Consider the following 20670-nt stretch of genomic DNA (forward strand, 5'->3'; position numbering starts at 1 on the left):
TGTTTGGTGAAAAAAGGCTTAAACCCCTTATCTGGACTAGATTACACATTTATTCAGCAAGCCCTAATTAGCCCGCGTAGGCGGGCTTTGTTCCTATAGCCCCAGGCTTCCAGCCTGAGGGCGAATAAAGCGCAACCTCACATAGAATTGGTATAGATAATAAATGAAAACTCAAAAAAGCGCGTAGTTTACCACCGCTTTCTCGTAGTGAATTGTTACCAGAATTAAATGTAAATTTATTTGCAACTTGTGTTTTAATGCCCTCAATACTTGAAGCAAGGATTAAGTTTATTAAAGAAATTCGCTAGTAGTGGTAACTCAGCTTCTCTATCAACCTACACGTATAAATTAAATATCTAACAGCGTAGATGCCGAAAATACTTTTACCACAGCATAGCTCTTGCTTCATAAGTCTGGTTACAATAGTAACGGGTTAATCTGGAGGACTTGTCTAGTTATGCTGACAAAATGGGCAATAATCCAAAATTAGCGGATTTTACATAATAACGATTGTTATATAATACTAAACAACTCTTTTCGCAAGGATGGGAAAGCTGTGAGGGATGATTTAGAAGGCTTGGAGATTAGCCAAAAGCAACTACAAAAGTTAACAAATCTACCTGTTAAAGACGAACTAAGGATAATTGTTAACCCTATCAAAAGATTGGGACAGATATTTATAGAAAAAATCAAAGGTTCTGAAGGTGCCACTGTAGTATTTATTGGATTTTCTATATTTGTTTTTAGCTATCTGATGTTGGATATAATGCTTAAGGTATTTGCTACATGGATAACAATACCTTCATGGATATTATTCATAATCTTAACTTTAGTTGGGGGTGGGATAACGCAAAGTCTATTATATTTTTGGTGGAAAAAACAAAGTAAATTTTTGAGAAAGAACATTACACCATCTTTGGAAATTCTTTTAAATGATGTTGATAGATATAATTCTGTAATTAAAGCAATAGATATCAACGACCAAATAGAAGAAGCTGGCAATCCTGAAGTAACTTTAAAGGAAAGAGAAAAAGTACTTGACGCACTTAAGCTAACTAAAAATGATTTGATTCGCGCTTTGAAAACAGAAAGAGTTTTGAGAGAAAATAAAAATTTTATTATCAAAAATACAGATTTGTTTGCTAACAATTTACCGACTTTATCGGCAATGCAAGTTAGTGAACAAGCAACTGAACATGGAAGGTTATTAAATGAAGCATTGGAAATTGCCTTAGACGTGCAACTTGAAATGAGAAGGTTGCAGAGTCAGGGGTAAGATTAGGCGACAAGGGGGACAAGGGGGACAAGGAGGACAAGGGGGAGTTTGTGTTTTCGTCTTCCTTGTCTCCCCCATCTCCCTTGTCTCCCTTGTCTCCCCATCCCCCCCTCTCTGACACGATCGCCGCACACAGTCTAATATAAAGAAACATTAAATTAGAGCGATCGCCCATCGGTATGGACTGGAAAGAAATTCAAGGCAATTGGGTGTTAATTCCCCGAAATCCCATCGGTATCATCCATTTCCTGGGTGGTGCATTCGTCGCTACAGCACCTCACCTCACCTATCGTTGGTTATTAGAACAACTGGCGGAAAAAGGCTATGTTGTAATTGCTACGCCATTTGTCAACACATTGGATCATATAGCGATCGCTAAATCTGTACACTTAAACTTCGATCGCGTCATCGAACGCTTACACGATTCGGAGGCATTACGCAAGCGCTACCTCCCCATCTACGGATTGGGACACAGCATGGGTTGTAAACTCCACTTACTCATCGGCAGTCTCTTGAGCGTAGAACGCGCAGGTAATATCCTCATATCCTTTAACAACTACGCTGCACGGGATGCTATCCCCTTAGTGGAACAATTTAATACAACCTTTGCCATCGAGTTTACCCCCTCACCGTTGGAAACTAAAAAGCTTGTGGAAGAACGCTACAACGTCCGTCGCAACTTGTTAATAAAATTTAGTAACGACACCCTTGACCAATCAGCAGCTTTAAAGGAAATATTACAACAACGCTTTCCGGAAATGGTGACAGCACAAACCCTGCCTGGAAGCCATGTTACACCCTTAGGTCAAGATGTTAAATGGCAACCTGGAGCATCCTTCACCCCCATTGATGCTTTGGGACAGTGGTTTAAGCAGGAAGTTTACCGCGACTTAAATCAACTAAAACGCGCTATGCTTTTGTGGCTGAATCCCCTTTCACCGCCATAATGTTTTATGACTGTAAAAAATTGGGAATAGGGAATTGAACATTGGGCTTTTCCCCTTTCCTCTTTCCCCTTTTCCCCTTTTAAAATCCCAATTCCCAATTTTCTTTTTTATTTTACAAAAATTATTATTTACTCTTACCCGTCATTTCCCATGTTTCAAATCGTAGTAATTGATGATGACCGTTCAATACAAATCCTGCTGAAAAGGATGTTGGAAAAACAGGGTTATGAGGTAATCGCTGCCAGCAATGGTTCTGAAGGAATCGCAAAAGCACTTGCTTGCCAGCCGGCATTAATTATTTGTGATTGGATTATGCCAGGATTAAATGGGCTGGAAGTCTGCCATTACATCAAGAGAGATCCGAATTTATCGACAACATTCTTTATTTTCTTAACATCTTTAGATTCCGTAGCCGATCGCGTCAAGGGATTAGATGCTGGTGCTGATGATTTTATTACCAAACCCATTGAGCAGAACGAATTGCAAGCGCGAGTAAGAGCAGGATTGCGTCTGCATCAATTAAGTCGAGATTTGCAATCTCAAAAGCTACTTTTAGAAGCAGAAATGGCAGAAGCTGCTGAATATGTGCGTTCTCTTTTGCCTCTACCGATGTCAGAACTCCTCACCATCAATTCTCGCTTTATTCCCTCACGTCAACTTGGCGGCGATTGTTTTGATTACTACTGGCTCGATCCTGATTATATGGCAATTTATTTACTAGATACTGCCGGACATGGACTCAAAGCCACTCTTCCCTCTATATCTGTCCTAAATTTGCTTCGTTCCCGCGCTCTCAAAAGTCTCAATTATTATCAACCAAGTGAGGTATTAAGAGCGTTAAACGACACTTTCCAGATGAATTATCAAAATGACAAATATTTCACAATTTGGTATGGAGTTTACAACCGCATCAAGCGTCAGTTAATTTACTCTAGTGCTGGTCATCCTCCAGCAATATTAGTATCGGGCAAATCTGTTAACGTTACCGAAGTCAAACAATTAAGAACCCCCGGAATGCCAGTTGGAATGTTTCCGGAAGCAAAATATGTTGATGGATTTTGCAAGATTGAAGAGTGCAGTACTCTTTATATCTTTAGTGATGGCGTTTACGAAATCACGAAATCAGATGGTACAATTTGGAGTTTAGATGCTTTCATTCAGATGCTGGTAGAGTTACAACATCCTGGTGAAAGCCAACTCGACGAGGTACTAAATTACCTAACCAATTTAAACTCCAAAGAGGCTTTTGATGATGATTTATCTATCCTTCAGATAAAGTTTGATTGACTAAATTGTGGAGAGTAAATTTTGTTTAAATTCTTCTTGGTTGGAAAATATTTCAAATACCTTATCCATACCAGTCAGTTCAAATAATATCCTGACTTGTTCATTAATCGAGCAGATAACAAGTTTAATGTCCGCATCTCGTAGAGTTTTGAAGGCTAACACTAAAGCTCCCAGTCCGGAACTATCCATAAAAGTCACATTTTGAAAATCAACTAAGATAATTTTCGCACCGCTGTCTGCAATTTCACTAATTTCTTGGCGAAACTCTTGGGATTCACTTCCATCTAAAATTCCACTCGGTTGAAAAACTTTGATTAAAGGACTCATAATATCTCACGCACTTGTTGGTATAAATGAAACAGCTTTCGCTTCGGCATGTATGTACTAATCATAATTCATTTGAATAAATGTTGCCAAATAAAAATAATTAATAATTCATTCACAGCCAGAAATTTGAGATAATAAATAATCAAGTTGTCCTCGTGAAGTGAGTTTTCTCAGCACCCATGAAAATGTCTTTTTTACTAGCTGTTCTTTTGAAATCAGGTTGGATGACTTAATTATAGGCAATAAAAAAATCAACTCTCAGCAAGGAACTTCATAGAAAAGCTTGATGTTATCTTACGATTAAGTAATTGGGCAATAATTAGGTAACAATTTATCCTTGGCATAAAGGAATTACAATTACAAATTCAGCGCCGGCTCCCGGCTGTGAAACACATTCCAAAGAGCCACCATGCCGATCGCTGATAATTTGATAGCTAATGGAAAGCCCCATCCCAGTTCCTTTTCCAATCGCTTTGGTGGTAAAAAAAGGGTCAAATAATCGCGCTTTTATGGCGGATGGTATACCCAATCCATTATCGGCAATGCTAATTTTGACGCGATCGCCCTCTAGAAGTTCCGTACCAATACGAATCTGCGGGGTTGTCAATTTTTCAGGTTCATTTACTAATGACTCATCCAAAGCATCGATAGCATTCGCCAAAATATTCATAAATACTTGGTTGAGTTGTCCGGCATAACATTGCACTAAAGGCAAGTTACCATATTCCTTGATCACTTCAATCGCTATACGATCAGGTTTAGCTTTGATGCGATGTTCTAAAATCATCAGCGTGCTGTCAAGACCTTCATGGATATCTACTTCTTTCATCTCTGCTTCATCCATGCGGGAAAAGGTGCGTAGAGATAAGACAATTTCTCGAATGCGCTCTGCACCAACTTTCATTGATTTGAGAAGTTTGCGTAAGTCCTCTATCAAGAAATGTAAGTCTATATCTTCTGCTAATTCTTGAATTTCGGGAACGGGATCGCCATAATGTTGTTCATATAACTGTACTAAACTTAATAAATCTTCGATGTAGTTGTTAGCATAAGTAAGGTTGCCGAAAATAAAATTGACAGGGTTATTGATTTCGTGAGCAACACCTGCTACAAGTTGACCTAAACCAGACATTTTCTCGCTTTGAATAAGTTGCATTTGTGTGCGTTGCAGTTCTTGGAGAGTTTTTTCTAGGTCTTCTGCTTGTTGCTTTAATTGAATTTCTGTTCGTTTACTCTCACTGATATCAAAGGCTGTTCCCACCAATCGATAAATTTTACCTTCGCTATTTTTTAAGGGATTAACGGTTACTAGCGACCAAAATCGTTGATCAAAGAAATTGAAGCATTGTTCAAAGGTAATAGGTGCATCTGCTTCCAAACATTTTATGTATTGCTGACGAACTATCGCACCTTGAACTTTACCAACTGACTCTTCTGGAGTTTTACCGACTATTTCTGCACTCAACAAACCAGTGCTACGTTCTGTAGCTGGGTTCCAACCAGCATAGCGAAAGTCATTTTCAACAATATCGACCACAAACAGAAAATTTTCCGATCCATCGTAGACACTGCGAAGAAATTGCTCTTTTTCTAGTAAAGTTGCTTCGGCTCGTTTGCGATCGCTAATATTAAATGTTGTCCCCACCAATCGGTAAATTTTACCTTCGCTGTCTTCAAGGGGATTAATCGTAGTCAACCACCAAGTTTCTTCACCAAAGAAAGTCAAGCATTCTTCATAACTAATAGACTTAGCTGCTTCTTGGCAGCTTGCGAAGTTCCGACGCACTTTTGCCCCTGTAACTGCACCATGCAATTGTTCTGGAGTTTTACCGATTACTTCTGCACTGCTCATACCCGTGGCACGCTCTGCGGCACTATTATAAGCTACATGACAAAATTCACCGTCTTCGAGAACATCCACTACAAATATAGGATTTTCCGAGCCATCAAAGACTGTGCGAAGGAATTCTTTTTGCTGTTGCAGTTGAGTTTCTACTCGTTTGCGATCGCTAATTTCTGCTTGTAGCGCTTGGTTGCTTTGTACTAGTTCTTGAGTCCGCTCTTCTACACGTCTTTCCAGTTCTGCATAAGCTTTTTGCAATTTGGCTTCACTTTGTTTTAAAGCTTCCTCAGTTTGTTTGCGTTCGCTGACATCTTCAGATGTACCAAGAATACCTACCACATGACCGCTCGCATCCCGCAAAGGAATTTTATTAGTATCTAGCCATCCTTCCTTACCATCAGCTCTCTTGTGCCTCTCAATGATATGTAATTCTGCCACACCAGATTCCATAACACGGCGATCGCATTCTCGAAACCACTCAGCTTCTTCTTTTTTCCAAGGCAAATCATAGTCAGTCTTGCCAATAATATTTTCTGGCAAACCCACACCTGTAATAGTGGCAAATTTCTGGTTACAGCCAAGATATAGAGAATTTCTGTCTTTCCAAAAAATTAACTGCGGGATGCTATCCATTGCCAACTGCAAAAACTGTTCTGACGATCGCAGTTGATTTTCTATCTCGATGCGTTTCTTAACTTCTTCCTTCAACTGAACAACCACGCGATTGAGTTCGGCAGTGCGTTCTTCTACTCTGGCTTCTAATTCCTCATTTAATTCCTGTCTCGGTGGACAATTATTACTGAGTACCTCTATTTGAGACGCAGGCTCATTTCTGTTTTTGTCCTTTTGCATACTCGAAGTCCTTTGTGTTAGCCTTTCATCCACCAATAGAAGTAAATTCGATACACCATTTTTGTAATGATCGCCTCTAGTTTAGTATTCCCAATGTTTTTAATTTGTCAACATTTTAATTAGTTGATGGTTGTTAGTGGTTAGTTGATGGTTGTGAGGATAATCCCCCCCTTGTCCCCCTTGTCCCCCTCTCCCCTCTCTCAGACTAAACTGACTTTAGCTCGATAAAGCAGCTTATCACCTTGACGGTAGCCTGTATAACGTATCTTGACTTTTTCTCCAGGTTGTGCAACGCCCTCCATCAATTGATGTATCTGGGGATCGTAGGATAATTCTGCTCCCACAGGTGCGATCGCTTCCACTTTCCATTGTTGTAATAATTTTTCTAAAGGTTTTTGTACTAAAGGCAATATTTTTACCGCTGCTAGCTGCGGATTCTCTTGCGCTTTCTGTGCTGCGGTGGGAAACTGCAATAACAAAGACTCTAGCAATTGCAAACTCGTCTGCTGAAACTCACAAAGCAATACTTCGCGCTGTTGTTCTAATTGCACAACCGATCGCTGATATTCTATTTTTAAATTAGTTATTTCTTGTAACAATTCTTGATTTGATCCAGTCTCTTTCACCAACTCCACCTGAGAAAAAGTTGTGATTAATTCACTCAACGGCATCTGTAACACTTGCGACAATTTGAGCAGTACCTCCACTCGCATCTGCGTCGCTTCTCCCCGTCGCAACCGCAAAATTTGCCGCTCTGAAATACCAGCAGCTTGACTCAAAGCTTTAAAACTAGAAACACCCACACGTTGCATTAAGTTTTGCAACGTATGAGTAAATTTTAACGAAAATACCTCATTCATAAGAATTGGGAATTGGGAATTGGGAATTGGGCATTGGGCATGGGGCATGGGGCATGGGGCATGGAAAGAATTGTATTTATTCACGCACTTGCTTTATTGAACTTCTTTAATTCCCACTGCCCATTGCCCATTACCCATTGCCCATTGCCCATTGCCCATTGCCCATTGCCCTATTATCATTCTTCCAGCAAACTTCTCAACATCCAAGCAGTCTTTTCATGAACCTGCATCCGTTGAGTCAATAAATCGGCTGTAGGTTCGTCATTCACTTCTTCCACCACAGGAAAAATAGAACGTGCAGTTCGCACCACTGCTTCTTGTCCTTCCACTAACAACTGAATCATGTCGGTAGCTTTAGGAACTCCTGGAGTTTCTGTGATCGAACTCAGTTTGGCATATTCGCTGTAAGTTCCCGGTGCGGGATAACCCAGCGCTCTGATACGTTCGGCAATTAAATCAACTGCTAGAGCTAACTCTGTATACTGTGTCTCAAACATGAGATGCAAAGTTTGAAACATCGGTCCTTTGACATTCCAGTGGAAGCTGTGAGTTTTCAGATACAGCGTATAAGTGTCAGCTAACAGATGTGATAATCCATCGGCAATTTTAGCCCGACTGGTATCGTCAATACCGATATTTACGTTTTTGGGTGTTTCTTGCGTTTGCATAAAATTCTCCGGATTACTGGTTATTGGATAGGGGTTAGTGGTTAGTTGGAGCGTAGATAGTGCTCAAGCAGTATTGACGCTCCAACTATTAAACTTTACCGAAAAGGGGAAAGGTTAAACGGAAAAGGGACTCATTAAGAAGAAAAAAGAACTTTTGCTCTTTGTTCTTTGCTCTTTCTCCCTTCCCCTTTCCCCTTTCCCCCTCTTTTTCAAGCCATGTGCATTTTCAAAACGCTCTTGGGTGCTTTGCGGACTCTGGCTAAGACTGTTTCTTTGCCTAAGCGCTGACAAGCTTCGTAACGATGGCAACCTGAAAAGCCATAATACTGTCCATCTACTTCTAGGACATCTATCGGTTCTTGCTGCCCGATCGCACCAATTGATTCCATTAAGTCTTGCACTTTTTGCGGATCGTTGGCACGGGGTAAAGGACGTTTTATCTGATTTAGTGGAATTTCTTGTACCCTAACCATAAGGGATATCCTTGTCTATTTCTTTTTTTGTGTTTCTACATAAATCATAATCGTTATGACTTCGTTTTGCAACTTTGTGATTAAAACAAGCGATGATATCATTAGGTAACTTATGCGACAAAACCACTACATTGTCAAGCAAATTGATCGTTCACCCCAAAATCTGACTGGGAGGAGAATCAAGTTAGTTCCGATGAAAATCACCTTATCGGGGTTTTCTTACACAGTACTGACGATATTTTGCTTATTGGGGCTGACTGGCGCATCAAGTCCTGGGAGCAAAACAAAAGATGTAGAATTAAGAATTGGGATTGTGCAGCGATTTGGAGATAAACCAACACAGCAGCTGCAACTAGAGCCGACAAAAGGCGATCGCTTAAAACTGAAATTTACGACAAACCAAACAGAGCAAACCCTAGTTACCGCAAACCCAGTAAAACTGGAAACAGTTATGCAAGCTTTACCTCAACCAATAGTTGAGGAGAGAGTAGTTTTAGGCACTTTCCGTACCTTTGAAACTGCGGAAGACAACGCCCAAGGTTGGCGGAAAAAGGGAATACAAGTAGAAATAGCCCAGCCAGAACGCTGGCAAGTTTGGGCGAAACGTGATGTATACAAGACTCCGTTATTGCGGCGCTTGCTATTGCAAAGCGTGCAAAAAAATACAAAGAACACAACGGTATACATCGACACCCAAATTCTCAAACAAGTGCCGCGAGTGAGTTGGGTAGTAAATGGCAAGCGCTATAGCCCAAATAATTTAGAAATTAGCACCGATAAAAACTTGATTCGGGTGAGTGAAGGTAAAAAACCAGAAAATGCCCGTCTTTATCCAGGTCGGTTGGAGTTACAGTCAAATGCCTATGGTACTTACACTTTAGTCAACGAAGTGCCTTTAGAAGCATATTTGCGCGGCGTTGTGCCTTATGAAATCGGCAATTCAGCCCCTGTAGCCTCCTTAGAAGCACAAGCGATTTTGGCGCGGACTTACGTGCTGCGGAATCTACGGAGATTTGAAGTAGATAATTATCAATTATGTGCTGACACTCACTGCCAAGTTTATTATGGGCTGAATGACGTTTCTGCTGCCACAGATAAAGCGATCGCCACTACAAGGGGAATGGTACTAACTTATAAAAATGAGCTAGTGGATGCATTATATTCTTCCACCACCGGCGGTGTGACAGCTTCCTTTAGCGATGTTTGGAATGGTGACGATCGCCCATATTTAAGACCGGTGCTGGATGCTGCGGTTAATTTTTGGAGTTTATCGGATGAGAGTTTAGCATCAGAAGAGAACTTTCAGCGGTTTATCACTCGCAAAGAAGGATTTAACGAAAGCGATTTCGACCTGTTTCGCTGGCGGAAAGAAAGTAGCCTAGAAGACATTACCAAAGGCTTGCAGAAATTTCTGGCAGTGAAAAAGAGTCCCTTTGCCAAGTTTAAAACCATTAAAGAGATGACGGTAGTAGAGCGCAGTCAAAGCGGACGCATACTCAAACTAAATGTCAAAACTGATATTGGTATTTTTAGTTTATATAAAGATGAAGTTCGCAGCGCCTTTGCCGCACCCAGAAGTACACTTTTTTATCTGCAACCCTTAAATAAAGGCGAACCTGGTCTGTGGGGATATGCTTTTGTTGGTGGTGGTTTAGGGCATGGAGTTGGTTTGAGTCAAACTGGTGCTCAAACTTTAGCTAAACTCGGTTGGGCAAGTGCCAAAATTCTCCAGTTCTACTATCCCGACACGCAAATTCAAATTCTCAGCAACAACATTAAGCCTTGAAAAAGAGGGAGAAAGGGGAGGCAGTGCGTTGCGGGGGTTCCCCCCGTTGTAGCATCTGCCGTGAAAGGGGAAAGGGAAATAGAATAAGAGTGAATAAACCTGTATTTTATTTCTATACCTTTACCCTTTTCCCCTCTTCATGAAATAACGTGTGCGATCGCTTTTCTTTTTATCGGGTACTTACTGAAGCGCCAAACTCTTAGTAAAGTTCTTCTTCTTTGTGGGTTTCAATTGTGCAATCTCCAGTTGGGTAAGCCACACAAGTCAGGATATATCCAGCTTCGATTTGGTCGTCATCTAAGAAAGACTGGTCAGACTGGTCTGGAGCAGAACCAGATGTCAGCTTACCTGCACAGGTAGAACAAGCACCAGCGCGACAAGAATAAGGTAGGTCAAGACCAGCTTCTTCAGCAGCGTCTAGAATATAGGTATCATCATCAACGTCGATGGTTTGGTTAAGACCTTCAGCTTCGCTGACCAGTGTCACTTTAAAAGTTGGCATTTTTTAATCCTCTCTTTTGCAGACCGTATAAGTTATCCTAAAGCAAAGTGTCGGCTGAACTTACTAGTTCAGCCGTTTATTCAAATTTGCTTCAATTCTGATACTACGAGAAAAACTAAACGATGTAACTGGAATTTGAACGCGATTAGTAATGAAATTTAGTTAGTTAATCCTGATGAGTTTTACTTATATATTTTTCCTGAGATGGATGCTCCCACAAAGGACTATAATCTGGAAAAATCCCGAATTTATGAACAAATCACTTCCGTTTATAGAAATTCCCATTGGGAGCATCCCAAATGTGCAAAATTGAGATGCTCCCTTGCCCTCATCCGGATCAGGGTTGGTGAAAGTTTTACAAGTTTACTAAAGCGCTATAAACGGCTGAAGCAATTAACTCAGTCCGATAGAGAAAATCGATAAACAGAATTGGTGAGTATATGTACGATTCATCGGCTTTTGTGGAAAAAGCAAGTGTGGGCGTGGGTTTGATTGGTACAGGGTATGTGGCAAAATTAAGAGCTGAAGCATTTGTTCATGATGAGCGATCGCATTTACTTGCCTTTGTTGGTAACACAAAAGAAAAAACAGCCTCTCTAGCTTCAGACTACCAAGCAGAAGCGATGAGTTCTTGTCAAGAGCTACTAGAACGCGAAGATATAGATTTGGTGGTAATTTGTAATGTAAATCGAGATCATGGAGCGATCGCCAAAAAAGCACTCCAAGCAGGCAAACATGTAATTGTCGAATATCCCCTATCTTTAGATGTGGTAGAAGCAGAAGAACTCGTTGCTTTAGCTAAAGCCGAAAATAAACTTCTTCATGTCGAACATATCGAACTTTTAGGCGGTTTACATTTAGCTTTAAAGGAATATTTACCGCAACTTGGGGGTTTATTCTATGTGCGCTACAGCACCATCAAGCCGGAAGCTACCGCACCGCGTAAATGGACTTTTAGCCACGATTTATTCGGCTTTCCCTTAATAGGCGCGTTATCTAGATTACAGCGTTTTACTGATTTGTTTGGTGAAGTGACTACCGTTAACTGCCATCAACGATTTTGGGAGACAGAAACAGAATTTTACCAAAGCTGTTTTTGCATTAGTCAACTATCCTTCAATAGCGGACTTTTAGCGCAAGTAGTTTACGGTAAAGGTGAAACTTTATGGCAAGCAGAACGGAAGTTTGAAGTTCATGGTGAAAACGGTGGGTTAATTTTTGATGGCGATGAAGGAGTTTTAATAGAAAATGGAAAAACAACGCCGATAGAGGTTGGTACAAAACGGGGTTTATTTGTCAAAGACACAAACATGGTGTTAGATCGTCTTTTTAATGGCACTCCTTTGTACGTTACTCCAGAGGCAAGTTTATACACTTTAAAGGTTGCGGATGCGGCAAGGCAAGCAGCCGAGACTGGTTTAACTATGTATATGGGTCCTGTAGATAACGCTTAACTAAACAAATTTTTCTACGCTCATTTGTTCCTAAAGTCAAGAGTTTTCAGCATTTTAATTGGTTGAGGGTTGTTAGTGGTTAGTGGTTGTGAGGATATCCCCCCAGTCCCCAATCCCCAATCCCCAGTCCCCAGTCCCCAGTCCCCAATCCCCAGTCCCCAGTCCCCAGTTAGATTAAATTTATATGAAAAGCGAAACCATCGTTCTTTTATCTCACAGAGAAATAGACAAAATGCGTCAAGCCGGACGTTTGGCAGCTGAATTGTTACACCATCTTGAATCAATGGTCAAGCCGGGAGTTAGCACTTTGCAACTCAATGATGAAGCAGAACGTTGGACGCAAGCACATAATGCCAAAAGCGCACCTTTGGGTTACAAGGGTTTTCCCAAGTCAATTTGCACCAGTGTAAATGAAGTAGTTTGTCACGGCATACCTAACGCCAAACAAATCCTCAAAGAAGGTGATATAATTAACATTGATGTTACACCACTGCTTGAAGGCTACCACGGCGATACATCGAAAACATTCTTTGTCGGTACGCCATCACCAAAAGCGAAAAAGCTGGTTGAGGTGACAAAAGAATGCCTCAGATTAGGCATTGCTGAGGTGAAACCAGGAGCAAAAGTTGGCGATATTGGTGCGGCAATTCAAGAATATGCGGAAGCCCAAGGCTTTTCTGTAGTGCGAGACTTTGCCGGACATGGTGTGAGTAATGTTTTCCACACTGCACCGGAAATTCTTCATTATGGCACGCGGGGTAAAGGCAAGCGTCTGAGAGCGGGGATGGTTTTTACTATCGAACCAATGATTAACGAAGGCACTTGGGAAGTTGAGATCAAGAGCGATAAATGGACGGCTGTCACACGCGATCGCAAACTATCGGCTCAATTTGAGCATACCCTAGCTGTAACTGAAGACGGCGTAGAAATTCTCACCCTCCGTGAAAACGAAACCTACTTTTTGTAAACCGTAGTGAGGACTTCAGTCCTCTTCCAGATTAAGGACTGAAGTCCTTACTACAAAGAAGTCTAGATATCTCCAAAAACTTCTGCACCGTGGCAGATGTATCATTTTTTCGCCAAATTATCGCGATCGCTGTTTTTGGAGTCGCTTCTTTCACAATTTTATATACTACCCCAGTTCGTTGCAAATTTTGCAGAGATTCTGGAACAATGGCAATACCCAAACCACCTGCGACTAAGCTGACAATCGTGTGCATTTGAATCGCTTCTTGTGTGACGTTGGGACTAAAACCCGCTTGTTGACAAAGACTGATAATTAAATCGTAGAGTCCAGGTGCTAACAAACGCGGAAATAAAATGAAAGGTTCATTTTTAAGCGATCGCAAACAAATATTACTATGATTTGCTAGCTGATGTGTATCAGGTAATGCTACTACCAACGACTCTTGAAAAATTGTCTCAAAGTTCAATGTATCATCTTCTATAGGTGGACGGACAAAACCGACATCAATTCGACTTTCCCGCAACCATCGAAACTGTTGATTTGTCGTTAGTTCGTGCAGTTCTAACCTCACTTCTGGAACGCTGCTACGAAATGAGCGTAAAATTTTTGGTAAAATATTATATGGCGCAGAGCTAACAAAGCCAATAACCAGTTGTCCCATTTCCCCACGACTGGTTTGCCTTCCAACTTGAATTGCCTGTTCTAATTGCTTAAATATTTGCTGCACTTCCTCCAGAAAAACTTGTCCTGCTTCAGTTAACTCAACTTTTCGTTTAGTGCGGTGAAATAGTTCAAATCCTAATTCTATCTCTAATTGACGAATTTGTTGACTTAAAGGTGGTTGGGCAATATGCAACCGTTCCGCTGCGCGTCCAAAGTGCAATTCTTCCGCTAAAGTCATAAAATACCGTAGATGCCTTAATTCCATTGCAAACGATAATTCATATCTTTTAAATATTAATCAAACCTAAAAAATAGTGACTCTAAGCTGAACAGTAGCACACCACTTCACAATGTTTCCCCTTGGGTGAAAGGTAGATTTCATACCACTAGATAGTTGCACACCGCACACTCTGTCCGGTCTGAAATTTACAGGGGGTTATTCTTAGGCTAGGATTGGTAGTATATAATAGTATTTTATGCTATTATATCGGACTAGCATTTGAGTACCAGAGGGTAAACGCCATGCAATCTGCTGAAAAGCTCTCGATTACCTTGCCGACCGAAATGGCAAACTTTATCCGTCAGAAGGTAGATTCCGGTTTATATGGCTCCAACAGCGAAATTATCCGCGAAGCCTTGCGCGCTCTGATGGAACGCGAACGGCAACTTGAATGGCTCGATACCGCCATTGCGCGGGGCGTTGCCGATGCCGAAGCGGGGCTGGTGCAAGACATTGATGAGGTGCGAACAGAACTGCGTGACCGCTTCGCCGTAGATTCTTCTAACTCAGAGGCATGAGGGTCGTTATCACGGCGGCGGCAAAAGCTGACTTGATCGCGATTGGCGATTTCATCCGGTCGCAAAATCCAGAACGGGCAATAACCTTCGTCGAAGAATTATTGGATCGCTGCTACGCTCTGGCAGATATGCCCCGGGCTTACCCGCTCGTTCCGCGTTATGAAAAATTCGGTATCCGGCGCACTGTGCATCGGGATTACTTGATTTTCTACCGTGTCCATAAAGAATTGATCGAGATTATTCGCATTTTGCACGGCGCACAGGATTATGAAACCTTACTCTTCCTCAGTTCTTAGATCAAGGACACTCAGTTTGCTAAAGGTCGAGGTATGTTATTAGCAACTCTGCACGATCGCATCTAACAACAAACCTGCATCAAAACGAATTGGATCTGTACAAGGTAGATTAGTTTCAGATTGTACTTGAGCGATCGCCTGTTTTGCTGCTGACTCACTTAATTTAAATGTATTCAGCGCTATACCCACCACAGGGACAGATGCAAAAGCACCACCTGCACTAGCAACCATTTCATACAGCCGAATCACCTCACATAAAGGTGGAATTGGTACATTATCCATTACATGAGTTTGTCCGGCACGATGTACCAGTATCATTTGTGTTGGTTGCGAACCGCGGATCAAGGGCAGTGTTGCTGTAGAACCAGGGTGTAATAGCGAACCTTGTCCTTCTATATGCAAGATGTCGTAATTTTTGCCGAAGCGCATCACCATCTGTTCTACCGCACCGGCAGCAAAGTCTACCCGCACGGCATCTAATGCTACACCATCACCTTCTAACATCAAACCGGTTTGCCCGGTTGGGAGAAACTTAGAACGCCAATTTCGCAAACGTGATGCCCAATGTAGTTCTAGGCTTGTAGACATTTTCCCGACTGCCATATCAGTTCCCACCGTCAACACTCGTCGGCAAGGAAGGGTGCGTGCCAAGCCAGTAGCAACACTTAGGTTTGGTGGTTCTTTTCGCACATCCCAAATTAATTGTCCTGGTTTCAGGAGTGCTTTTAAATCTGCCATGTTTGCCAATGGTGTGTGCAAACCATTTACCAATGACATGCCGGCGCTTAACGCATCTTTGATATCATGCCAATAATCATCTGGCAATACACCACCTTTGGAAGCAATACCAATTACCAAAACTTGGGGTTGATATTGTAAAGCATCGGCAAGTGATGCGACAATTGGGACATCACGCTTGATGAGAGTTAATTCCCTTAAAGATTGCCCTGCACAATTGCGATCGATAACGGCGACAATTGAAGCTTCACTGTAGCGTAAAAGTGACAGCCCCGTTTTGCCATGAGTTCCTTTGATGCCATCATGTAGCAAAATCGCTACTCGTTGATCAAGCGGTAAACGCACTGTATTGTACCCCCAAACCTGGTAAATCGTTCGGTAAAATTTTTCCGTCAAGAGCGATCGCACCCGTGAAGGGGTCATCGATTAAGTTAAGATGACTGTCTAAGTCTAAATAATCAGCTAATGGTGCAAGCTGTGCTGCTGCGGTATTCGCTAACGTACTGTCAGAATAACACCCAAACATCACTTGCAATCCTAACGCACGCGCTATATGTACCATCCGCATCGCTTCGCTTAAACCACCTGATTTCATTAGCTTGATATTAACACCATCTACACAGTCTGCCAGATCAGGAATATCAGCGCTAGTAAAGCAACTTTCATCAACAAAGATGGGTAAAGGAGAATGCTGCTTAAGTTCTGGTAAACTCTTTTCTTGCCCGCGTGGAAGTGGCTGTTCCACATACTTTACACCCAAATCAGCCAGGAAGATGCACATATCAACTGCATCTGACAAACTCCAACCGCCATTTGCATCAACGTATAATTCTAAATTGGGTGCTTCTTCGCGGACTGCCATTAGCATATTTCGATCGCAGGCAATGCCATCGGGATTACCTAACTTTACCTTGAAAATACGCACATCAGTAAATTGTAACCAGTCTCGCGCCCTCGCTCTTGCTCCTTCAGGCGTATTAATCCCAATTGTCACCGAAGTGGGTACAATGGCTTTTTTGTCAAGTCCCCACAGTTGCCACAGTGGTAATTTTACATATTTGCCCAGCCAATCGTGCATCGCCATATCCAGCGCTGCTTTGGCAGAGGAAGGAACTTGAGCTTTATTTAACACTTGCTCAATTAGCGATCGCTCCAACGGATTGTATGCTTGCAACATTGGTGCAACTTGCAGCAAAGCATCTTTAATTATTGTTGTAGATTGTCCTCCAGCACCGACACTAAAAGGTGATGCTTCCCCCCAACCCTCGATACCATCTTGGGAAATTTTTACCCAGACATTCGTCGTCTGTGCCGTTGTCCCACGAGCGATCGTCAAAGGAAAGCGTTTGTTAACAGTAAATGTTTTTACCTCTATTTGCATGATTATGCTTAATTTTAAGCAAATGTAAAGAATAGTTTAGATGCAAACTTTAAATTCTCTAACGTCTCTGTTATACTTTTTTACAATTCTTTACTAAATTGTCATATATATTTTCTTTTATTAAAAACTAGGCTAATGCAACGCGCGTTAATTTGGTTAAATTCTTCCCTAGTCCCTAATCCCTAGTCCCCAATCCCCAGTCCCCTTTATGCACAAATTAAAAAAATGGAAAATTTTGCAATCAAAAATGGTCTTAGATAATTTTTGGTGCAAAGTGAGACAAGATGAAATAGAATTGCCAAATGGGAAAATAATAGACGATTTTTTTGTCATCCTTAGACCAGAAATTGCCTTAACTTTACCTATTACGAATAATCAAGAAATTGTTTTTGTACGGCAATACAGACACGGGGCAGGTGAAATATTATTAGAACTGCCTGCTGGAGGTTTCGATGCAACATATGAAAGTGCAGAAACAGCAGCAGTCAGAGAACTCAAAGAAGAAACAGGTTATACAGCCGAAAAAATTATCAAATTAGCTACATTATACGATAATCCTGTTAAAGACAATAATAAAATACATTTATTTATAGCAGAGAATGTGAGTAAATCTGGAGAGCAAAATTTAGATATTACAGAAGAAATTGAAGTTGCCTTAATTCCTGTAGAATCCGTCTTAGACAAAATTACCCAAGGAGAAATTTCAGTTACAGGTAGCATTGCTGCCCTTTTCTTGGGTTTAAATTTTCTGAAGCGTAGGGTGCCTTAATTAACCGCAGATGAACGCAGATTTTGGTTTCTTCTATCCGCGTACATCTGCGGTTCAAAATCTAAAATCTACCTTGCCCATTGCTGCAAAATATAATTGTAAAAAGCCTCTTTATCAACTTTATCCATTGCCGAAATTTTCCGACCACCAGACACAACCTTAGTACGTCCTTGACTTAAACCAGTTGTGATAACTTCTGTTTCCCACTCCCGCAGTTGATAAAACTCAGGATGAGCGAGATAAGCAGTTGCTAACACATCCCAAAAATAATAATCTTGGGGAATAACTAACGCATAACATTGTCCTGCCAAATCAGAAATGGGATAATGTCGTTGTCGTCCCATTTTATAAACAACCTCAGATGTCACAGGTACATTGTTAGTTAAATCCAAAGGACACATGATAATTTCAATTTGACTTTCCCACACTCGTGCTGCGGAAATTGGGTCCCAATAAACATTCCATTCAGCAGAACCATCTTGTCCTGGTTCCAAACTGTTCTCTACATTACCAATAACATTCAACGCACCACCCATCCAGACAATTTTTTGAATTTTCGCTTCAATTTCTGGTGCTTTATCTAATGCGATCGCAACCGTCGTCAAAGGACCAGTTACTATCAAAGTTACTGGTTCAGGTGCATCACGCAAAACCTGTATCATGAAATCTTGACCTGATTGTGTAAGCAAAGGTGTGCTAATCGTTTCGTTTTGATTGAGAATCGGCAGATGATCCACAATAAACGAATCGCGACGATAGAGACGAGGAAAAGGATTAATACCGCGCACAGTGCTGAGAGCTACCGGGATATGAGAAGATTTCATCAAATCTAAGATTTTACGTGTAGCGCTGACAGCAGGTTCACCGTAGCAATCAGCGGGAGTGACGACGACACCCAAAAGTTGGATATGATCCATCGTCATCAGTAGCATTGTTGCTAGATAATCATCAACACCACCATCGTGATCCATTAATACAAGTTGTTTAGACATAAGTAGGAGAATTTACAAATGGATGAATTTATGCAAGCTGCCGTAGACGAAGCAAAACAAGGTAGACAAGAAGGTGGAATTCCCATCGGTTCCGTTCTCATCAAAGATGGCAAAATCGTCGGCAGAGGACACAACAAGCGCGTACAAGACAGCGATCCTGTTACCCACGCCGAAATTGATTGTCTCCGCAACGCCGGCAGAATTGGCAGCTACAGAGGTACAACACTCTATTCAACCTTAATGCCGTGCTATTTGTGCGCTGGGGCAGTGGTACAATTTGGCATCAAAAAAGTAATCGCCGGCGAATCTAGAACCTTTCCTGGTGCCAAAGAATTTATGGTATCCCACGGTGTCGAAGTTATTGATTTAAATCTAGATGAATGCGAACAAATGATGAGTGAATTTATCCAAACCAACCCCGAATTGTGGAATGAAGATATTGGGAAATAGTAGAGACGCGATTAATCGCGTCTGTACAAAAGTTCGGAATTAGGAGTTAGTTTTCCCCTTTGTCCCCCCCCTCTCTCTAAGAAACGCATCAAACGTAACTCTATCCGGTAGCGAAGGTTGTGCCCCTAATTTCGTTGCCGCTAAAGCACCTGCTGCTGCACCCCAAACCACGCTGTCGCGCAAAGAATGTCCTTGGGAAAGCGCTGCGGCTAAACCACCATTAAAAGCATCACCAGCAGCAACGGTGTCAACAGCTTGCACTGCAAACGCAGGTATAAAAAACGTTTCCTCAGGAGTTGCACAGAAAACACCTTTAGCGCCTAATTTAACGATCGCATTTTTCACGCCTTTTTGCAATAACACCGCTGCTGCTTTCTTTGCTGATTCCTCCCCATCCACCGGAAAACCGACTAATTGCGCCGCCTCAACTTCATTTGGTGTAATAATATCCACCAAGCGGTAAAGTTCATCTGGCAGATTATTTTGTGCAGGTGCGGGATCGAGAATTACTTTTACTTGTGCATTTTGCGCTGCTTTCGCCGCAGCGACAACAGCAGACATGGGAATTTCAAGTTGTAAAAGTAACACTTTTGCCGTTGGGAATAAGTGTGATAATCTTTCTACATCTTCGTGATTTACGTGTCCATTTGCACCGGGAATCACAATGATTTGATTTTCACCTTTGACATCGACGTTGATAATTGCAACACCGGAAGTGACAGTTTCATCAATAAATATATTATTAGTTTGTACGCCAGAAGCTTGTAAATTGTTGAGAAGTTCTGTACCAAAATTATCTGCACCAACACGTCCTACCATTTGTGTAGGAATTCCCAATCTCGCTGATGCTACGGCTTGATTTGCACCTTTACCCCCAGGAGAAAGAAAAAAATCGTTTCCTAACAGCGTTTCGCCGGCAATTGGCAAGCGAGGTACTGTTGCTACCAAATCTATATTGATGCTACCGAAGACGATAATTGTCATAATATAAGGAAGTAGCGCACAATTTTATTATTCCCTATTTAAGTTTAGGTATTGACTTCGGTAATCGCTGCGTTCTGCCATTCGCTACCCCAACCTAATTCAAGTTCATCTACCAACGCACAAGCTACTGCTAACGCTGCATCTTCTTGTTGCTGCTGCCATTGCTGCAAGAGAGATTCAATCAGCGCACTGCGGTTTTCAACTTTTTGGTCAATTTCAGAAGGCAGAAGGCAGGAGGCAGAAGGCAGAAGGCAACCCACCCTTACTCATAGTGGGATTGAAACAAGGACGTTTTATACCGTCCGTGCAAGCCATCTTGAGTATAATTATTTGTTTCAACTGGGCTTTAAACCCACA

At 41.6% G+C, this 20670-nt stretch carries 22 protein-coding genes; 10 read left to right on the top strand and 12 right to left on the bottom strand.

Features of this window, described 5'->3' with window-relative positions:
* Positions 1-556 precede the first annotated feature (556 nt).
* From TOL9009_RS0128145 to TOL9009_RS0128155, 3 genes are all read left to right on the top strand, one after another.
* Positions 557-1276, top strand: coding sequence for a hypothetical protein (locus TOL9009_RS0128145; protein WP_029636593.1), 720 nt, complete (start codon positions 557-559; stop codon positions 1274-1276).
* Between the two features lie 179 nt (positions 1277-1455).
* Positions 1456-2223 carry a DUF1350 family protein gene (locus tag TOL9009_RS0128150; protein ID WP_029636596.1) on the top strand — a complete coding sequence of 256 codons (768 nt, stop codon included), beginning with the start codon at positions 1456-1458 and terminating at the stop codon, positions 2221-2223.
* A gap of 150 nt (positions 2224-2373) precedes the next feature.
* Positions 2374-3510: a PP2C family protein-serine/threonine phosphatase gene (locus tag TOL9009_RS0128155; protein WP_029636598.1), complete on the top strand. Its 1137-nt coding sequence runs from the start codon at positions 2374-2376 to the stop codon at positions 3508-3510.
* On the opposite strand, the gene TOL9009_RS0128160 is transcribed toward TOL9009_RS0128155, so the two are convergent.
* The 5 genes from TOL9009_RS0128160 to TOL9009_RS0128185 all read right to left on the bottom strand — a co-directional run bounded on the left by TOL9009_RS0128160 (position 3511) and on the right by TOL9009_RS0128185 (position 8533).
* Positions 3511-3837 (bottom strand): STAS domain-containing protein, encoded by a 327-nt coding sequence (locus tag TOL9009_RS0128160; RefSeq protein WP_029636600.1) that lies wholly within the window; start codon positions 3835-3837, stop codon positions 3511-3513.
* Positions 3838-4168: 331 nt separating this feature from the next.
* Entirely contained in the window at positions 4169-6532 is a 2364-nt protein-coding gene (locus TOL9009_RS40760) for a PAS domain-containing sensor histidine kinase (protein ID WP_051503051.1), read from the bottom strand.
* A gap of 200 nt (positions 6533-6732) precedes the next feature.
* Entirely contained in the window at positions 6733-7392 is a 660-nt protein-coding gene (gene grpE / locus TOL9009_RS0128170) for a nucleotide exchange factor GrpE (protein ID WP_038296657.1), read from the bottom strand.
* 176 nt (positions 7393-7568) lie between these two features.
* The gene (locus tag TOL9009_RS0128180) at positions 7569-8060 is read right to left on the bottom strand and encodes a Dps family protein (protein WP_029636603.1); all 492 of its coding nucleotides are present in this window, start codon (positions 8058-8060) and stop codon (positions 7569-7571) included.
* 209 nt (positions 8061-8269) lie between these two features.
* Positions 8270-8533: a ParB N-terminal domain-containing protein gene (locus TOL9009_RS0128185; protein ID WP_029636605.1), complete on the bottom strand. Its 264-nt coding sequence runs from the start codon at positions 8531-8533 to the stop codon at positions 8270-8272.
* Between the two features lie 112 nt (positions 8534-8645).
* On the opposite strand from TOL9009_RS0128185, the gene TOL9009_RS0128190 reads away from it, so the two are divergent.
* Entirely contained in the window at positions 8646-10319 is a 1674-nt protein-coding gene (locus TOL9009_RS0128190) for a SpoIID/LytB domain-containing protein (protein ID WP_029636607.1), read from the top strand.
* A gap of 199 nt (positions 10320-10518) precedes the next feature.
* On the opposite strand, the gene TOL9009_RS0128195 is transcribed toward TOL9009_RS0128190, so the two are convergent.
* Entirely contained in the window at positions 10519-10821 is a 303-nt protein-coding gene (locus TOL9009_RS0128195) for a ferredoxin (RefSeq protein ID WP_029636609.1), read from the bottom strand.
* A 440-nt stretch (positions 10822-11261) separates the two neighbouring features.
* On the opposite strand from TOL9009_RS0128195, the gene TOL9009_RS0128200 reads away from it, so the two are divergent.
* Positions 11262-12275 (top strand): Gfo/Idh/MocA family protein, encoded by a 1014-nt coding sequence (locus TOL9009_RS0128200; RefSeq protein WP_186227669.1) that lies wholly within the window; start codon positions 11262-11264, stop codon positions 12273-12275.
* 184 nt (positions 12276-12459) lie between these two features.
* Positions 12460-13242, top strand: a complete 783-nt coding sequence (gene map / locus TOL9009_RS0128210) for a type I methionyl aminopeptidase (RefSeq protein ID WP_029636613.1) — start codon at positions 12460-12462, stop codon at positions 13240-13242.
* A gap of 31 nt (positions 13243-13273) precedes the next feature.
* Here the strand turns inward: map and TOL9009_RS0128215 are convergent, their stop codons facing one another.
* Positions 13274-14170 (bottom strand): LysR family transcriptional regulator, encoded by an 897-nt coding sequence (locus TOL9009_RS0128215; protein ID WP_029636615.1) that lies wholly within the window; start codon positions 14168-14170, stop codon positions 13274-13276.
* 257 nt (positions 14171-14427) lie between these two features.
* Here TOL9009_RS0128215 and TOL9009_RS0128220 point away from each other — a divergent pair, with 257 nt between their 5' ends.
* Positions 14428-14703: a type II toxin-antitoxin system ParD family antitoxin gene (locus TOL9009_RS0128220; RefSeq protein WP_029636616.1), complete on the top strand. Its 276-nt coding sequence runs from the start codon at positions 14428-14430 to the stop codon at positions 14701-14703.
* Entirely contained in the window at positions 14700-14999 is a 300-nt protein-coding gene (locus TOL9009_RS0128225; RefSeq protein ID WP_029636618.1) for a type II toxin-antitoxin system RelE/ParE family toxin, read from the top strand. The genes TOL9009_RS0128220 and TOL9009_RS0128225 overlap by 4 nt, the downstream gene beginning before the upstream one ends.
* Positions 15000-15038: 39 nt before the next feature.
* Here the strand turns inward: TOL9009_RS0128225 and TOL9009_RS0128230 are convergent, their stop codons facing one another.
* A complete protein-coding gene (locus TOL9009_RS0128230) occupies positions 15039-16082 on the bottom strand; it encodes a DUF1611 domain-containing protein (protein ID WP_029636620.1) in 1044 nt (347 codons plus the stop codon).
* Positions 16066-17118 (bottom strand): dipeptide epimerase, encoded by a 1053-nt coding sequence (locus tag TOL9009_RS0128235; RefSeq protein ID WP_029636621.1) that lies wholly within the window; start codon positions 17116-17118, stop codon positions 16066-16068. The genes TOL9009_RS0128230 and TOL9009_RS0128235 overlap by 17 nt, the downstream gene beginning before the upstream one ends.
* A 208-nt stretch (positions 17119-17326) precedes the next feature.
* On the opposite strand from TOL9009_RS0128235, the gene TOL9009_RS0128240 reads away from it, so the two are divergent.
* Positions 17327-17887: an NUDIX hydrolase gene (locus TOL9009_RS0128240; RefSeq protein WP_029636622.1), complete on the top strand. Its 561-nt coding sequence runs from the start codon at positions 17327-17329 to the stop codon at positions 17885-17887.
* Between the two features lie 68 nt (positions 17888-17955).
* On the opposite strand, the gene TOL9009_RS0128245 is transcribed toward TOL9009_RS0128240, so the two are convergent.
* A complete protein-coding gene (locus TOL9009_RS0128245; protein ID WP_029636625.1) occupies positions 17956-18879 on the bottom strand; it encodes a nucleoside hydrolase in 924 nt (307 codons plus the stop codon).
* Positions 18880-18897: 18 nt separating this feature from the next.
* On the opposite strand from TOL9009_RS0128245, the gene TOL9009_RS0128250 reads away from it, so the two are divergent.
* Positions 18898-19329, top strand: a complete 432-nt coding sequence (locus TOL9009_RS0128250; RefSeq protein ID WP_029636626.1) for a nucleoside deaminase — start codon at positions 18898-18900, stop codon at positions 19327-19329.
* Between the two features lie 39 nt (positions 19330-19368).
* Here TOL9009_RS0128250 and rbsK read toward each other — a convergent pair whose 3' ends face one another.
* Together rbsK and TOL9009_RS0128260 are read right to left on the bottom strand one after the other, a co-directional pair.
* Positions 19369-20313, bottom strand: a complete 945-nt coding sequence (gene rbsK, locus TOL9009_RS0128255) for a ribokinase (protein ID WP_029636629.1) — start codon at positions 20311-20313, stop codon at positions 19369-19371.
* Between the two features lie 44 nt (positions 20314-20357).
* Positions 20358-20573, bottom strand: coding sequence for a hypothetical protein (locus TOL9009_RS0128260; protein ID WP_051503052.1), 216 nt, complete (start codon positions 20571-20573; stop codon positions 20358-20360).
* Between the last annotated feature and the right edge of the window lie 97 nt (positions 20574-20670).

This window comes from [Scytonema hofmanni] UTEX 2349 (genome assembly GCF_000582685.1).
GTDB classification, from domain to species: Bacteria; Cyanobacteriota; Cyanobacteriia; order Cyanobacteriales; family Nostocaceae; genus Hassallia; species Hassallia hofmanni.

Excerpts from the sequence above, each read along its gene's own strand:
- TOL9009_RS0128150 (WP_029636596.1), top strand. The coding sequence starts at position 1,456 with ATGGACTGGAAAGAAATTCAAGGCAATTGGGTGTTAATTCCCCGAAAT.
- TOL9009_RS0128155 (WP_029636598.1), top strand. The coding sequence starts at position 2,374 with ATGTTTCAAATCGTAGTAATTGATGATGACCGTTCAATACAAATCCTG.
- TOL9009_RS0128160 (WP_029636600.1), bottom strand. The coding sequence starts at position 3,837 with ATGAGTCCTTTAATCAAAGTTTTTCAACCGAGTGGAATTTTAGATGGA.
- TOL9009_RS40760 (WP_051503051.1), bottom strand. The coding sequence starts at position 6,532 with ATGCAAAAGGACAAAAACAGAAATGAGCCTGCGTCTCAAATAGAGGTA.
- grpE (WP_038296657.1), bottom strand. The coding sequence starts at position 7,392 with ATGAATGAGGTATTTTCGTTAAAATTTACTCATACGTTGCAAAACTTA.
- TOL9009_RS0128180 (WP_029636603.1), bottom strand. The coding sequence starts at position 8,060 with ATGCAAACGCAAGAAACACCCAAAAACGTAAATATCGGTATTGACGAT.
- TOL9009_RS0128185 (WP_029636605.1), bottom strand. The coding sequence starts at position 8,533 with ATGGTTAGGGTACAAGAAATTCCACTAAATCAGATAAAACGTCCTTTA.
- TOL9009_RS0128190 (WP_029636607.1), top strand. The coding sequence starts at position 8,646 with ATGCGACAAAACCACTACATTGTCAAGCAAATTGATCGTTCACCCCAA.
- TOL9009_RS0128195 (WP_029636609.1), bottom strand. The coding sequence starts at position 10,821 with ATGCCAACTTTTAAAGTGACACTGGTCAGCGAAGCTGAAGGTCTTAAC.
- TOL9009_RS0128200 (WP_186227669.1), top strand. The coding sequence starts at position 11,262 with ATGTACGATTCATCGGCTTTTGTGGAAAAAGCAAGTGTGGGCGTGGGT.
- map (WP_029636613.1), top strand. The coding sequence starts at position 12,460 with ATGAAAAGCGAAACCATCGTTCTTTTATCTCACAGAGAAATAGACAAA.
- TOL9009_RS0128215 (WP_029636615.1), bottom strand. The coding sequence starts at position 14,170 with ATGGAATTAAGGCATCTACGGTATTTTATGACTTTAGCGGAAGAATTG.
- TOL9009_RS0128220 (WP_029636616.1), top strand. The coding sequence starts at position 14,428 with ATGCAATCTGCTGAAAAGCTCTCGATTACCTTGCCGACCGAAATGGCA.
- TOL9009_RS0128225 (WP_029636618.1), top strand. The coding sequence starts at position 14,700 with ATGAGGGTCGTTATCACGGCGGCGGCAAAAGCTGACTTGATCGCGATT.
- TOL9009_RS0128235 (WP_029636621.1), bottom strand. The coding sequence starts at position 17,118 with ATGCAAATAGAGGTAAAAACATTTACTGTTAACAAACGCTTTCCTTTG.
- TOL9009_RS0128240 (WP_029636622.1), top strand. The coding sequence starts at position 17,327 with ATGCACAAATTAAAAAAATGGAAAATTTTGCAATCAAAAATGGTCTTA.
- TOL9009_RS0128245 (WP_029636625.1), bottom strand. The coding sequence starts at position 18,879 with ATGTCTAAACAACTTGTATTAATGGATCACGATGGTGGTGTTGATGAT.
- TOL9009_RS0128250 (WP_029636626.1), top strand. The coding sequence starts at position 18,898 with ATGGATGAATTTATGCAAGCTGCCGTAGACGAAGCAAAACAAGGTAGA.
- rbsK (WP_029636629.1), bottom strand. The coding sequence starts at position 20,313 with ATGACAATTATCGTCTTCGGTAGCATCAATATAGATTTGGTAGCAACA.